General features: G+C 56.8%; 17 protein-coding genes. 6 read left to right on the forward strand and 11 right to left on the reverse strand.

Translation table 11 applies throughout. The annotated features are described in order from the left end of the window. The first annotated feature begins 115 nt into the window (after window positions 1-115). The gene (locus BT116_RS02925) at window positions 116-1,327 is read left to right on the forward strand and encodes an MFS transporter (RefSeq protein ID WP_072339848.1); all 1,212 of its coding nucleotides are present in this window, start codon (window positions 116-118) and stop codon (window positions 1,325-1,327) included. A 232-nt stretch (window positions 1,328-1,559) separates the two neighbouring features. Further along, window positions 1,560-1,766, forward strand: a complete 207-nt coding sequence (locus BT116_RS02930; protein ID WP_072339850.1) for a hypothetical protein — start codon at window positions 1,560-1,562, stop codon at window positions 1,764-1,766. A gap of 53 nt (window positions 1,767-1,819) precedes the next feature. Here BT116_RS02930 and BT116_RS02935 read toward each other — a convergent pair whose 3' ends face one another. The 4 genes from BT116_RS02935 to BT116_RS02950 all read right to left on the reverse strand — a co-directional run bounded on the left by BT116_RS02935 (window position 1,820) and on the right by BT116_RS02950 (window position 4,783). Then, window positions 1,820-2,128 carry an AzlD family protein gene (locus BT116_RS02935; protein WP_063320341.1) on the reverse strand — a complete coding sequence of 103 codons (309 nt, stop codon included), beginning with the start codon at window positions 2,126-2,128 and terminating at the stop codon, window positions 1,820-1,822. Next, window positions 2,125-2,835: an AzlC family ABC transporter permease gene (locus tag BT116_RS02940; protein WP_072339852.1), complete on the reverse strand. Its 711-nt coding sequence runs from the start codon at window positions 2,833-2,835 to the stop codon at window positions 2,125-2,127. The genes BT116_RS02935 and BT116_RS02940 overlap by 4 nt, the downstream gene beginning before the upstream one ends. A 93-nt stretch (window positions 2,836-2,928) precedes the next feature. Further along, a complete protein-coding gene (locus BT116_RS02945) occupies window positions 2,929-3,693 on the reverse strand; it encodes a sulfite exporter TauE/SafE family protein (protein WP_072339857.1) in 765 nt (254 codons plus the stop codon). A gap of 4 nt (window positions 3,694-3,697) precedes the next feature. Continuing rightward, entirely contained in the window at window positions 3,698-4,783 is a 1,086-nt protein-coding gene (locus tag BT116_RS02950) for a TauD/TfdA family dioxygenase (RefSeq protein WP_072339859.1), read from the reverse strand. Between the two features lie 109 nt (window positions 4,784-4,892). On the opposite strand from BT116_RS02950, the gene BT116_RS02955 reads away from it, so the two are divergent. Further along, window positions 4,893-5,807, forward strand: coding sequence for a LysR family transcriptional regulator (locus BT116_RS02955; protein ID WP_072339861.1), 915 nt, complete (start codon window positions 4,893-4,895; stop codon window positions 5,805-5,807). A gap of 295 nt (window positions 5,808-6,102) precedes the next feature. After that, window positions 6,103-6,531: a DUF2628 domain-containing protein gene (locus BT116_RS02960; RefSeq protein WP_072339863.1), complete on the forward strand. Its 429-nt coding sequence runs from the start codon at window positions 6,103-6,105 to the stop codon at window positions 6,529-6,531. 100 nt (window positions 6,532-6,631) lie between these two features. Here BT116_RS02960 and BT116_RS30980 read toward each other — a convergent pair whose 3' ends face one another. Then, window positions 6,632-6,784: a hypothetical protein gene (locus BT116_RS30980; RefSeq protein ID WP_170845894.1), complete on the reverse strand. Its 153-nt coding sequence runs from the start codon at window positions 6,782-6,784 to the stop codon at window positions 6,632-6,634. Window positions 6,785-7,259: 475 nt separating this feature from the next. Continuing rightward, window positions 7,260-7,709: a PACE efflux transporter gene (locus BT116_RS02970; RefSeq protein WP_072339867.1), complete on the reverse strand. Its 450-nt coding sequence runs from the start codon at window positions 7,707-7,709 to the stop codon at window positions 7,260-7,262. 106 nt (window positions 7,710-7,815) lie between these two features. Between BT116_RS02970 and BT116_RS02975 the strand changes: the two genes are divergently transcribed. Next, window positions 7,816-8,700, forward strand: coding sequence for a LysR substrate-binding domain-containing protein (locus BT116_RS02975; RefSeq protein ID WP_072339869.1), 885 nt, complete (start codon window positions 7,816-7,818; stop codon window positions 8,698-8,700). A 127-nt stretch (window positions 8,701-8,827) separates the two neighbouring features. On the opposite strand, the gene BT116_RS02980 is transcribed toward BT116_RS02975, so the two are convergent. The 4 genes from BT116_RS02980 to BT116_RS02995 all read right to left on the reverse strand — a co-directional run bounded on the left by BT116_RS02980 (window position 8,828) and on the right by BT116_RS02995 (window position 11,033). Then, complete coding sequence (locus tag BT116_RS02980; RefSeq protein ID WP_072339953.1) at window positions 8,828-9,265, reverse strand: GNAT family N-acetyltransferase; 438 nt, start codon at window positions 9,263-9,265, stop codon at window positions 8,828-8,830. A gap of 63 nt (window positions 9,266-9,328) precedes the next feature. Next, window positions 9,329-9,835, reverse strand: a complete 507-nt coding sequence (locus BT116_RS02985; RefSeq protein WP_072339871.1) for a P-loop nucleotide/nucleoside kinase family protein — start codon at window positions 9,833-9,835, stop codon at window positions 9,329-9,331. A gap of 362 nt (window positions 9,836-10,197) precedes the next feature. Then, a complete protein-coding gene (locus tag BT116_RS02990; RefSeq protein ID WP_063320330.1) occupies window positions 10,198-10,635 on the reverse strand; it encodes a hypothetical protein in 438 nt (145 codons plus the stop codon). A gap of 197 nt (window positions 10,636-10,832) precedes the next feature. Beyond that, on the reverse strand, window positions 10,833-11,033 hold the full coding sequence (locus BT116_RS02995; RefSeq protein WP_072339873.1) for a hypothetical protein: 201 nt from the start codon (window positions 11,031-11,033) through the stop codon (window positions 10,833-10,835). 418 nt (window positions 11,034-11,451) lie between these two features. Here BT116_RS02995 and BT116_RS30270 point away from each other — a divergent pair, with 418 nt between their 5' ends. Continuing rightward, complete coding sequence (locus BT116_RS30270) at window positions 11,452-12,117, forward strand: hypothetical protein (protein ID WP_139209376.1); 666 nt, start codon at window positions 11,452-11,454, stop codon at window positions 12,115-12,117. A 175-nt stretch (window positions 12,118-12,292) separates the two neighbouring features. Here the strand turns inward: BT116_RS30270 and BT116_RS03000 are convergent, their stop codons facing one another. Next, on the reverse strand, window positions 12,293-12,838 hold the full coding sequence (locus tag BT116_RS03000) for a DUF4410 domain-containing protein (RefSeq protein ID WP_072339875.1): 546 nt from the start codon (window positions 12,836-12,838) through the stop codon (window positions 12,293-12,295). Between the last annotated feature and the right edge of the window lie 127 nt (window positions 12,839-12,965).

Consider the following 12,965-nt stretch of genomic DNA (forward strand, 5'->3'; position numbering starts at 1 on the left):
AAAAAGGGATGTCCCCTGTAAAGGTATAGAGACTAACGGTGATATTAGTTCCATATCACACTGCGCGCCGCTTGCCTGGACCGGATACACCTGAACACCGCCATCAAGGAGTTTCATGCGCAAGGATTACCTGGCTTTTTTCGTCTCGATGTTCCTCTCCCGGTTGGCCGACCAGATTTTGCTGTTCATCGTCCCGCTGATTGTTTTCCAGACCACCAACAGCGTCTCCTGGGCAGGCCTGGCGTTCTTCGTCGAGTCCTTGCCACGCTACCTGTCGTTCCCGATCTGCGGCGCGCTGTGCGACAAGTTCTCGCCGATTCGCATCCTGCACATCAGCCAGGTCTATCGCGCCGTCGCCTGCGCGGTGGCGGTCGTGCTCCATGGCGTCTTCGGCGGGATCTATTGGATCGTCGCACTCTCGGCCCTGTGCGGCGTGCTGACCACCCAGGGCATCATGGCCCGCGAAGTGGTGATGCCGTACATCTTCAAGCACTACACCTACACCAAGACCCTGTCCTACTCGCAAATCGCCGACCAGACCGGCTTGGTGCTGGGCCCGCTGATCGCTGCGCTGCTGCTTGAGGTGTGGGCGTGGCACTGGGTGGTGCTAGCGATTGCCGGGCTGTTCCTGCTGGCAGACCTGGCAATGCTGTATTGGCAACGCGTCAGTTCAGTCACCCTGGAAACCTTCGAGCAGCATCATGACCTCTGGCTGAACCCGCTGCGCATTGCCTTCGGCCACATCCGCAACCTGGCAGAACTGAAAAAGATCATCAGCCTGGCAGTGGGCGTCAACCTGATCATCGGCGTCACCCTCGCCACCTCAGCGGCCATGGTCATCGGCCATTACGGTGCCGGCAAGGATGACTACGCAGGCTTACAGGCAGCCGGCGCCGTGACCACCATCCTCATTCTGTTCCTCCTCGCCCGACTGACCCTGCCCTTGAAACTGCTGGGCGCCCTCTCCTACACGCTGATTGCCGTCGGCGCCTTCATCACTGCACTCAGCCCGAACACAGGGGGCTACGTCGTCGGTTTCTTGCTGATTGTCGGTTTCGACAAAATGTTCAACGTCTACTTCCGCACCCTCCGCCAGCAAGTCATTCCGCCCCAGGACTTCGGCAAGACCGTCGGCGTCATCACGTTGCTCAACAACCTGTCGCAACCGCTCGCTGGCCTACTGGTCGCGGTGTTGGCCGCGCCTATTGGAACGCAGCAGGTGATTCTGCTGCTGGCGGTTGCCACCAGCCTGATCGGAGCCGGGGTGGTTGTGGTGCACAGGTATTCGACACACCGGTCAAGCATCTACAGCGCCGAGACCGACTGACCCTGCCGGGGAGCGGTTTGTATTATCAGTGACTTATTGTTGAGGCATGGTTGCAACGTTGCTGGCGTCAATGCACGTCTGCCCCGCCATTCGTCACCTGTCCAGTGGCGGGGCCAACAGGCGGCCACGTCTGGCTCAGGGCTTGCACGGGCCTGTCTCAGCAGCCAAGAACGACGTAATTCTGACGCGGCGGCAAATTAATCAATGCTTGGTCAGCAAACGGAGATGTACCGTGTCAACTCTCAACGAAATCGCAGCGAATCACGCGAGAATGGCAAAGTTAAAGGAAGAAGAGTCGATACGGCTGAGTGCGCTTCAGGGGCAGGTGGTGGGGAGTTTTGAAATTCCACCCATCGAGGCGCCACAAGAGATGTCGCTGCACTTTATGACGGGTGTACAGGATCACTCGTTTGGGGAAGCGGCGGCGCTGAGTTTTTGACCTGGGTGTTGAGGGGGTTTCGTCGCTCGCTTGTTCGCGGGCGACTCGACCGTTCAGAACTGCCTGGCTAAAGCCGCTGCAAGTATGCCGGCCGCAATTGCCGGCAACGGTTTTTTCAGTATCAGCATGACGATTGCCGTGGTCAGCAAAGCCAGGCGTGCGCCGTTATCACCTTTAACCGCCAGCGGCGCCAACACCGCCACCAACACCGAACCGGACATGGCCGTGATGAATTGTTGCACCCGATAGTTGATCGGCACGAACGACATCACGAAAACACCGCCCCACCGAGTCGCCAATGTCACCGCGGCCATTATCAATATGACAATCAGCGTGCCGTAACCCGCCGTTTCAATGCTCATTGTGTTTTCTCCATCCACAGCGCGCCCAGAATGCCCCCCGCCAAAGCGCCGACCACGACATGACTGTTCGCCGGCAAGTACCAGTAAGCCAACAGCGATGAGCAGGCCGCCACGGTCCAGATAATGAACATGCGCAGGTTTTTCTTCCCGCCCACGACCATCGCCAACAAGAAACAGCCCATCACCATATCGAGCCCGAAACTGACCGGGTTCTCAATGGCGCTGCCGAAATGAAGTCCCAGCCAACTGCCCAGGATCCACGCGACCCAGAGCGCGATGCCGCCGCCGAATAAAAGCCCGAGCCCCGGCTTGCCACGACTGAGCGCCTGCATCGCCATGGCCCAGTTGGCGTCAGAAACAACCAGCATGACACCGTAGCGTTTGGCAACGGGCAGCTCTCGCAGCCACGGGTACAGCGTCGCGCCCATCAACAAGTGCCGGGCGTTGATAGCGAAGACGGTGATCATCAGCGGAACGACCGGCACTTGCTGTCCCCATAGATCCAGTGCGGCAAATTGAGAAGCGCCGGCAAAAACCAACGTGCTCATGAGCACGGCTGACGTATCACTCAAGCCCGTTTGCGCAGCCGCCAGGCCGAAAGCAACGCCGAACACGACGACGAAAAGAGAGATTGGGATCAGCTGTTTGAAACCGTCATAGATGTGATTCAACGTCAGCGCGTGCAAGTGGGGTTCAACATTCGACAAGACAGGGCCTCTTCTGAATATCTGCGATGCAAAAACCGAGAGTATGGGGCTGAATCTGCTTGCCGAACACTTTTTGGCGGGGCTATGGGCAACTCAACCCACCGAGATCAGGTCATAGGACAGCTTGCTGATCAGAATCACCAGCAGCACCAGGAACAACGCGCGGACAAAGGGCACACCCTTGCGCACCGCCAGCCAGGTGCCGGTCAGCGCGCCGAGGATATTGAACAGCGCCATCGGCAGCGCTACCAAGTAGAGCACGTTGCCGCTCGGGATAAAGAACAGCAGCGCCGCGACATTGGTGGCGATATTCACCAGCTTGGCCGACGCCGAGGCGTGCAGGAAGTCGAAGGCGAAGCAGCGAATGAACAGGAAGATCAGGAAGCTGCCGGTGCCCGGTCCGAACAACCCGTCGTAGAAACCGATGGCGCCACCGACCAATACCGCCAGCAGCTTCTCCTTGGTGCCGATGCGCATGGGCTTGTGCAGGCTGCCGAAGTCCTTTTTCCAGAAGGTGTAGATCGCCATCAGCACGATTAGCACCAATACCGCCGGGCGCATCACGGCCTGCGGCACGAGCGATACCGTCGCCGCGCCAGCGAAGGCCATGACAAAGGCCGCGCCGGCGGCAGGAACCACCAGGCTCCAGTCGATCACCACCTTGCGCACGAACGAGCGCGCAGCAAAGGCCGTGCCGCAGGCCGCCGCGACCTTGTTGGTGCCGAGCAGGGCCGCGGGCTGGGCGCCGGGCAGCACATTGAACAGTGCCGGGATCTGGATCAGGCCACCGCCGCCGACGGCCGCATCGATCAGGCCGGCGGCGAAGGCGAAGACACATAGCAGGACGATATCGAACATTGGATCAGGCTCTGGCGATAAAGGGGTGGGTGGTCGAGAGCGGGAGCAGGCGCTTGCGGTCGTTGACGCCGAAGACCCGCAGCATCCAGCGGTCCAGGCCGTCGTAGCGCGGCGCAAAGCCATCGCGCGCGTGCAGGGTCTGCTGGTTCTTGAAGATCAGCATGTCACCGGGCTGCAGCAGTACCGAGCGGACCACGTCGGGGTGATTGGCGGCGGCGGCGAACAGTTGCAGGGCCAGCCGCGAGTGCTCGCAGTGAGCGCTGACGCTGGCCATGTTGTAGCGGCAGTGGAGGCCGCCGCTGCCGGGCCGGTAGAGCAGCGGGACATGTTCCAGGACCGTGTCCTGGCGAGCGAACGAGTCCGGTCGGCGGACCGAAAAGCTCGGGCGCAGCAGCTCCTGCTCGACGAAGTCCGGCAGCATGTTGAGCACATCGGCAATCGCGACGATCCGCGTCGGCACCGTCAGCTCGCAGCGCAAGCCGGTCAGGCTCAGGTACTCGGGGCAGGCTGACAACTGCTGCACGGCCTCGCAACTGAGCGGCAGGTGTGGATTGTCGACATGCATGCCCAGGTCCAGGCGCGAGCCGTAAGAACTCCTCTCGGTTTCCCGCTGCTGCTTGGGCGAGACATGGCGAAATATGCTGTCCTCGCTCTCGCCCTGGTAGCCCACCGGGCAGGTGCCGAGCACGGCGAGTACCGCGAGGATCGCCCCGGCGACCACCGGCAGTTCGGCGATATCCGGGTTGCCACCGTAGGGCGTCGCCGGCAACTGCGCGTCGACCGGCAGGCCACGGATCACCAGCGCCACCTCGTCGCAGTGCTGGAAATCACGCAGCAAGCGGGATTTTTCCGGAGCCAGCAGTTGTTCCAGGCAGCGTCCGAGGGCCGGCATCTGCCGCAGGCCGCTGGCGCTGTCGCCGATCGCGAAATGCCTGAGTTCGTTGTGGAGTTTTCTTTTTTCTTCGTAGGAAAGCTGTAATTCGACCAAAGGCTGTTCTGTCGAGAGGGGCGCTTTTGGCACCAGCCATTCGTGGGTCGCTTCGCCCGCAAGGGCGGTTGCTTTTCTGAGCGTTTCATCCAGCGTTGACATATCCATCGCTCCTGTCTACCTACGTCCTTGTGCTGAGAGCGGGAAGGCTAACGGAAGGGGCTTTTTTGTGTTGCAATGTCATATTGTGAAAAGTGCAATGAGGTAGCCGGTGGCACTGGATATGTTGGCTGATCTTGAAGCCTTTGCGACGGTGGCCCGCAAGCGCAGCTTTGTCGTCGCAGCCCGCAGCCTGGGGCGCTCCCCCAGCTCGCTGACCCGCGTCATTCAAGGGCTGGAAGAACGCAGCGGGGTCAAGCTGTTCAATCGCTCGGCCAATGCCGTGACGCTGACCGAGGCCGGCGAGCGGCTACTGCCCCACGCCCACAGAATGCTCGATCTGCAACGTGAGGCGGACGAGGACCTGGCCGGGCTTAGCGGCCTGGCCACCGGCTGGATCCGCTTTTCCGCACCGGAATCCTTGGCCCACACGGTGGTCCCCGGGTTGATCACCCAGTACAGCCAGCGTTATCCCGATGTCAGCGTGGATGTGATCTTTACCGATGCGGCGGTCGATCCGGTCGAGGGCAAGCTGGACTTTTCGATTCGCGGCGCCTTCCCACAATCCAGCGACCTGATCGGCTACCCGCTGTGGAGCTATTCGCGCTACCTCTATGCCAGCCCTGGCTACCTGGAGCGATGCGGACAGCCGGCGTCCATCGAGGCGCTGGAACAGCACGCATTAATCCTGCACACGGCGCCGCGGATTCTCAAGGAATGGAATTTTCGTGGGCCGGGCCAGGCCGGCAGCTTTCGCGTACACCCCAAGTTTCGCTTCAGTTCCGGCGCGGCGGTATTCCAGGCTGCGCTGGCCGGTGCCGGGATTGCCCGCCTGGCCGACTGGCTGGCGGAGCCGGAAGTGGCTGCGGGACGCCTGGCGCGGGTGTTCCCCAAGTACAAGCTGACCTCCAGCACGGGTGAAGATCCGCGCATGCATGCGGTCTATCCAGCCGGCAACCTGCCGTTGCGGGTCAAGAACCTGCTGGACATGATCCGTGTCTACGGTGACAGCGTCAGCCGCTCCTGAAGGTCAACCGTCTAACTATGCTGCTCTGTTCTCGACCTGCTGCTCCCGATCCGGATTCAGCAACACCGGGGGGCCCATTGAAAAAATAGGGTGAAGCACGTCACAGACCAGGCGACCGTTCCAGCGGCCAGTGCGGAATGTTCCACACCAAGGCCCATAAAACGGCAAAATAAACACCTCAGGCGACTCACTCGCGCCCTTCGTCAAAGATCAAAGCAATCAATGCGCTAGAAACAGAGCACAGGATTTCTTGGAAGAAAGAAAAATTACTAATGGAAAGCAGGAGCCTTGCAAAATGAGCACAACTGAACAAGTACAAAGCACGGGTAAATACAGCGCCAAGTGGCAGGAACGCTTTGACTTCTTTGAAACCTATGGCGCACCAAACGACCCGCGCTACAAGGAAGCCGTCAAGACGCTGCCAGGCGTCAAGAAGAAAATCCTCATCAACGCTAACGTGATTGCGTTTTTCTTTGGCCCTATCTACCTGTTCGTCCTCGGCCTCTGGAAGAAAAACCTCGCCCTGCTGGGTATTTTCCTGGCGATCAATATCGCATTGAGCGTGATTTTCGCGATCCTCGGCATGGAGTTTCCGCGGCCGTTGAGTACAGGCCTGAGCATCGCCATGTCGATGATGTACGCACTCATGGCCAACTACGCCTACTACCTCAAGGAAGTGAAAGGCGAGCAAGGCTGGAACCCGTTCAAAGGCATGCGTCTCTGATTGCAGGCTTGGATCATCGAGAGCCCGCGCCTCATCAAGAGTGTGCGGGCTTGTTGTTTCTGGGGATTAAAAATTCTTGGGAAGCAGCATCAGCCGATGCTTAACTGCCCCGATGAGCTGAATGTTGTTTTTTTACACCATTTCTAGTCTTTCGCTCAAAATAGGCGTGAACAAACCACAGTGCCAAGGCAAACCCGGCAAAGCCAAAAATGAATAGCAGCACCTCTATTGCAGCACCTTCATGAGAAAACATTGTGTTCACCTCATCCTTAAGTCGGTTGACCGAAAATTGCCACGCTTGAATTTACTCGTAACAATCCAAACATTTTCAGGGTAGTCGCCAACAACCTGAGTGGCAACCCTTGACCCGGCATAAACCCCCGGTCTAGACGAGTCGCCGACCAATGACACCCTGCCACGGCGGGCCAATGTGTGGTTTCATGACGGTCGACCCAGACCTTCCAAGGAGCTGCGGTGCCCCCCAGGACGAATCAACCACCACCCCGTTACACGCATCGATACCAAGACCTGGCGCTGGCAACTCGGGACATTGCCGAGGGATTGGGAGAACAATGGGTAGCGCCGTTTCTGCGGCGATATGGAGTGATCGAGGTTGATCGGGATAGAATTTATTTTTATCGGCTTCTGGATGAGTTTTTTAGCATCGGCACCCGGTTATGACTGACGATCAGCAACAACCAGGCGCAATGTCACGTCGTGCAACTGACTCAGCGGGCGCTGGACGCAGACCCCTGATCGGTCTGCGCAGAAAGCGGAACATCGAACACTCGATCGAACATCCATTGAAAAACCAGTGCGTAAAAAAAGAAAAATACAAACAACCCCAGATTGGTCACCAGCGCCAACCACAGGCTGATGCCCAACCACGCGCCAATCACCGGGGTAAGAATCAACGTCAAGCCGCCTTCAAATCCCAGAGAATGGAGTAGTCGCCGCTGCCAGTTACGATGGCGACTGGGTTGGCGGCGCTCCCACCACTCGAACAGGCCGTTGAAAAGCATGTTCCAGGCCAGCGCGACGGCGGAAATCACCAGCGACAGCAGGGTTGAATAACCCATGCCTTGACCGTAAGTCAGCGCCAGCGCCGGTGCCACGAACAGCACGCCACCGGCTTCGTAGAGGATGGCCTGGAGGATTTTACGGGGCGTACCTTGCATCGCTGGGCTCCTGAGCCGGTTTGGAAGACCCCAGCCTGGCAAGTTGAGCCCTCGCGCACAATTGAGCTAAATTGAGCCACGCTCAACCTGAGTAACCTACCCGCCCATGTTCGCCAAACTGCCCCTCACCGCCTTGCGTGGCTTTGAGTCTGCCGCACGGCTAGGCAGCTTCAAGGCAGCAGCCCTGGAACTGAATGTCAGCCCGGCGGCGATCTCCCATCAAGTCAAAAGTCTTGAAGCCTTCCTTGGCGTGCGACTGTTCGAACGCTCCAGCCAAAACGTGCGCCTGAGCGCCGATGGCGAGCGCCTTCACCCGTTCATGCACCGCGCCCTGCTTGATATCCAACATGGCCTGCAGGTGCTGTCACCACCTTGTGCGGCACAGTCTCTGGTGGTGAGCACGACGCCGGCATTCGCCAGCCTGTGGCTGATACCGCGGCTCGGGGATTTTCATCGGTTGTACCCGGAGATCGACGTCAGGCTGCATACCAGCAACGACGTGGTCGACCTGCAGCGTGACGCCAGCATCGACCTGGCGATCCGCGCCCTCTTCAGGCCGGCCCCACAGCTGTTTGAACAGCCTCTGTTGGATGAGCACTTTGGCGTTTATTGCCGCCCCGGTTGGCAACCACCCGCGGCGGGCTCACCCGTCGAACTGATCGACGTGCCATGGCTGAGCAGCGCAAACGTTGCAGTCGACTGGCCTGCATGGTGTGCCAAGGCCGGCACCCTAGGCTGGCTGGAGAACGCGCGTTTTCGGCGTTATGACGAGGAACAACACGCCCTGCAGGCGGCGATCGCCGGGCACGGGCTGGTGCTTGCCAGCAATGTATTGGTTGCTGAGGCTGTTGCGCGTGGGGAGCTGGTTGAATATCGCCCTGAGGTTCGCTTGGCGGGTGCGCGGTATACCGTGGTGTGCGTGCCAGGGCGGGAGCGGCAGGCGGCGGTTCGGGGGTTTAGTGAGTGGTTGTTGGGACGGAGTATTGGTTGAATTAGTTCTGCCTACGTCCCCACGAATCGGGACGCTTGCAGCCTCGGGGTAGAACCGGGGACAGGCCACGATTTGAGCTCACCTGTTACCAGCCCGGCTCATAATCGTGGTCTTTCCCCAATTTTTACTATGCCCCGGAAGAATCATACCGTTTGACAAAACGACGCTCGTCGACCACATAACCTTGCTGCTGATAAAAAGTGTGAGCCTGTATTCGGTGGTCACTGCTAGTCACCTCAGCCCGTACGCAAAGTTGCTCTGTAAAAAACGCGTCAGCAGCGGAAACAAGCATTGCCCCCACTCCCCGCCCTCGAAAGTCTTCATTGATGACAAGGGAGGTAATGCGTCCGAGCCTACCCGACTGATGAAACAGCTCAAGTACGTGCAAGCTTATGACGCCGACAATATTTTTACCGTCTTGTGCCAGCAGCACGGTATCGCGACCGCTAAGTTCTAAAGCCTCAAGCTTATCTCGGATTAGCTTTGGCGAGGCTTGGTAGCCTAACTGGCCTAGGAGTTTGGACACCGATTCTGCATCGGCTAGTAAGGCTTTTCGAACTTTCATGTTGTTCTCAACTGGGTATTGCATAGGCTCGCCCATCATTTGTATCCGAGCGGCACAGGGATGCTACTCACTGGACAAAAATCGGTTGATGATCATCGAGACCGCTTGCACCGGAGAGGTCGAGGCTGTGTCTATGCAAAACGGAGCTTCATCCCACGGCTCATATTCATGATCCAGCACAGACTGCCAAGTTGGTGGAGTCAGGCCGGGAATATCAACCATCCGTGTTTCGACCCGGCGCTGATGCTCATGTTTATCGGAGCAAACCACTTGGATATTTGCCAATCGAATACCCGCCTGTGAGGCGATTTCGCTCCACGCGACTCGGCTTTCGAGGACGGGATTGACACAATCAACGATGACTGTCCGCCCCAAACGAAGGTTGCTCAGGGCAAGCGCATTGGCGACCATGTAACCACTGCACCCCACATCTTGCGCAAGAACACCCGAGTTTCGAATCGCCTGTTCAATCGTATCGATCCGCAGGTACACAGCGCCTGTCGTAGCGGCGAGATCATTGGCGATAGTCGTTTTTCCGGTGCCGGGAAGGCCGCTGAAGACGATGAGCATTCCATGTCCTTCGATTAATGAGCTAATCCAGTGTAGGCGGTAGCCGGTTATGCGGCAGCGATTGGTCGATCTCACTCGCTCGCCACGTCGACAGCTGGATCAACATTTCTTTAATGGAACCAGGGGCACCACGATTTTAAAACTCGTACTGAACGCAATTTTTCACATCCCTTTCACAGCCGAGCGCCTATGGTCATCTCAGCTCCTAGTGAAACCCTTTCAGCCCGGCCTCCCCAGTCGGGCTTTTCTTTGCGTGCCAAAGGTAGGTCGACGCCTAGAAACCGGTGACAATCCACGATGTTGAGTTTATCTGTAAATCAGTCCGTCCCATAATCGTGGTTTTCTCCCGCTTTCCCCTGGGGCTAAAGCACTGCCACTTCCAGCTTTGGCCAGTTAAATTTGTAGTTGAGAGGAGGCAGCTCGAAATGCTGGGCCAAATAGAGGGCCAACATCTCCCCTTCTTTTGCATAGGCGGCTGTCTTATCGAGAGTCGGACACCAGCTAACCCAAAGTGTGTCCAAAGGGAAAACGGTTTCGAAAGAGGCGTAATTAAACCGCCAGCCCGCCATATGCCCTGAGACTCCGGGATTCCTTGCGCAGCGCACAAACGCAGCAAGACGCCGCCGTAAATTGTCCGATTCGCCAATAGTCAAGATACCGTGCTCGTCGGAACCGACAGCCCGGCGAATCTCGTGGTCTGCACAGATTATGTAGGCGCCGGGTGCCGCCGGTGCATTGAGGAAATGCTCAGTCAGCCTAAGCCACTCGGGTTCCCAGCCTTGCCAATTATCGACTTTCATCGCTTGCCTCCATTGCTAAGTAGCAGAACGATATCACGACTTGCATGGGCTTGATGAAACGCCAACAGACTGGCCAGGCATCCACCAAGGACAAAAGCCCAGTGGTTGGAGGGGATGGAACTGGGGGACAGACCACGGTTCTAGCCCCTTGCAATCGGCCCGTTTCATATCGTGCCTGTCCCATTTTCCTTCGCACTTCAATGAAGAACCCTGCGGCTCTCCCCAATCCTGATCCTATCGAGCGCCCTGTTTAAAGCATCCAAGGCATCGAGCAGGGCTTTCGCCTCAGCCTCCCGACCATCGCCCCAGAGGCGTTCAGCCATCTTGTTCAGTGCCTGGATAGAGCGCTCAATGTCAGCAGCCGTCGCTGCTTTGCTTTCCTGCTGTTTCTTTGGCATTGATTAACCTTCCTCGGGCCCGTTGTTTCATCAGCTTCGACGCGATTACATCACACGCCAGACCACTACGCAGGTGTCCAGACCCGGCTAACGGCCAACCGTTCGCGCTCTCGGTACAAGACTGGGCGACAAGGTTTAGAGCAAAAAAGAAAACTGGGAACACACCACAATTTTGAGCTCACTTGCAATCGGCTCGCCCCACGATCGCAGCCTTACGATTTTTCCATACGCAGCTATGCTCCCAGTTCGGAGAGTTGGATAGCTAAGGACCACTCTCACAAGACACCAGCGTTCGTGACCTGTCGTGGTATCGATCATACTGGAGCCTTGGTCTACTCCACCGGTGATCAGGCGTTCAACCATGAGTCAGCTAAGGTTCTTGAGGTCCGAAAAGTAATACCTCCTGGAGATCGCACATATGGAATTGATGAAAGACAAACCTAGAATCGCAATAGTTTCTCTGGACTTGCCTAGCAGAACACAAGGAAGAGATGTAAGTTGGAAATGCTCATTTGCCATTAACAACCCCACATCAGATGGATATCTAGTACAAAAAGTCACCATTACAACAAGAGAATTCTCATTGGTAGACAAAATTTTTATAGAAAAAACCCCAAACAAAACTATAACCTACTGGGAATCATGGAAAGTTTTCAAGGGGAACCAGGCCGCAAGAAACTACAGCGACACGGACTCTTGTCTAGTCCGAGACTTTAATGACTTTTATCACTTTCCGTCCGCATCACCTCGCACTCGAAAAATAGAGTACGTTATCGGCCACCTAGAATTCTATACAGGAAATCTAACTGAAGACTTCAAATCAGGAAACAATCAAACGTTCGCTGGCCCAATACCATCCACCACCACCAAGCCCCATGACTGGCCCGAAACGCGCCCCCCATTTCACAACATGTATGTATGCCACCTTGAAAATGACGAAACCATTGTCGCCACATACGCAGAAGAGCTAAAGCTTTTTCATTTCAACAGCCTCAACGATATGAAAATAATCTCCGGCTTGCAACCGAAAGACATAATAAGCTACTTCAAAACTTCAAACGGAGACATTGAAAAACTAGAATAGAGGACTAGCCACGCACTAAAAACTAGAACAGACCACGATTTTGAATTCATCTGAATCTCATAATCGTGACCTGTCCCCGTTTTCCCTGTTACCTATCCGCTTTCCGAAAGATCAACAGCGGCGTGCATCAGATTGACACCGCCCCGGTCATCGCCGCTGATTAGCCAGGATCGCATTACTTGGCTTTTGCGCTCTTGATATCACTGATGATTTTCTGAGAAATAGCCTGAACCTGCTCTTTGGTCATAGCCGACATGACACCTTCCCAAGCCGACGACGACGTGTCATAGGTGCGAGTTCCAATCAGGCGGCCCGATTTCAAGTCTGAGTAGTCCGCACTGGAATTGACCCACGCATTTCCCACCATGACCCCGGCTCCGTAGCGAGCACCTGGGGTCAGGTAACGGAAATTGGTGACGTTGATCTTGATACCGACACCGTCCTTGCCGTCGAGGCTTGATGCCTGAGCGTCTTTAAGGCTGTAGCCGGCGCGAGTCGCTTCGACTTGCAGGGCGTCATTCCACTCTTGCTTCAAGCGAGGCCAGTCCTCGTTTTGTTGAACCTTGCTATTGCCCTGAAAGTTTACGACCAGGTTCTGCTTGGCTGACTCCTGAATGACGAGCGTTTCAGTTCCGCCGCTTTTTACAGAAGCAGCGCATCCGCTCAACATCAAAACAGCAACAGCACAGGACAGCGCAATCGAAAGCTTGGATGTGTTCATTGAATTTCCATATCCACAAAATCAGTTGAGAGAGACGTTAAATATCCCGCCGAGCCCGATGGGCTCACATGCTGGACGCGCAGAATTTAGCACCATTACTTCGCTGCTACGAGCCAAGGACGGGCCA

The sequence above is a fragment of the Pseudomonas sp. NFACC16-2 genome (assembly GCF_900119205.1).
GTDB lineage: Bacteria > Pseudomonadota > Gammaproteobacteria > Pseudomonadales > Pseudomonadaceae > Aquipseudomonas > Aquipseudomonas fluorescens_Q.

Excerpts from the sequence above, each read along its gene's own strand:
- BT116_RS30270 (WP_139209376.1), top strand. The coding sequence starts at position 11,452 with ATGGAATTGATGAAAGACAAACCTAGAATCGCAATAGTTTCTCTGGAC.
- BT116_RS02970 (WP_072339867.1), bottom strand. The coding sequence starts at position 7,709 with ATGCAAGGTACGCCCCGTAAAATCCTCCAGGCCATCCTCTACGAAGCC.
- BT116_RS03000 (WP_072339875.1), bottom strand. The coding sequence starts at position 12,838 with ATGAACACATCCAAGCTTTCGATTGCGCTGTCCTGTGCTGTTGCTGTT.
- BT116_RS02950 (WP_072339859.1), bottom strand. The coding sequence starts at position 4,783 with ATGTCAACGCTGGATGAAACGCTCAGAAAAGCAACCGCCCTTGCGGGC.
- BT116_RS02975 (WP_072339869.1), top strand. The coding sequence starts at position 7,816 with ATGTTCGCCAAACTGCCCCTCACCGCCTTGCGTGGCTTTGAGTCTGCC.
- BT116_RS30980 (WP_170845894.1), bottom strand. The coding sequence starts at position 6,784 with ATGTTTTCTCATGAAGGTGCTGCAATAGAGGTGCTGCTATTCATTTTT.
- BT116_RS02945 (WP_072339857.1), bottom strand. The coding sequence starts at position 3,693 with ATGTTCGATATCGTCCTGCTATGTGTCTTCGCCTTCGCCGCCGGCCTG.
- BT116_RS02985 (WP_072339871.1), bottom strand. The coding sequence starts at position 9,835 with ATGCTCATCGTCTTCAGCGGCCTTCCCGGCACCGGAAAAACGACTATC.
- BT116_RS02960 (WP_072339863.1), top strand. The coding sequence starts at position 6,103 with ATGAGCACAACTGAACAAGTACAAAGCACGGGTAAATACAGCGCCAAG.
- BT116_RS02935 (WP_063320341.1), bottom strand. The coding sequence starts at position 2,128 with ATGAGCATTGAAACGGCGGGTTACGGCACGCTGATTGTCATATTGATA.
- BT116_RS02995 (WP_072339873.1), bottom strand. The coding sequence starts at position 11,033 with ATGCCAAAGAAACAGCAGGAAAGCAAAGCAGCGACGGCTGCTGACATT.
- BT116_RS02990 (WP_063320330.1), bottom strand. The coding sequence starts at position 10,635 with ATGAAAGTCGATAATTGGCAAGGCTGGGAACCCGAGTGGCTTAGGCTG.
- BT116_RS02925 (WP_072339848.1), top strand. The coding sequence starts at position 116 with ATGCGCAAGGATTACCTGGCTTTTTTCGTCTCGATGTTCCTCTCCCGG.
- BT116_RS02980 (WP_072339953.1), bottom strand. The coding sequence starts at position 9,265 with ATGAAAGTTCGAAAAGCCTTACTAGCCGATGCAGAATCGGTGTCCAAA.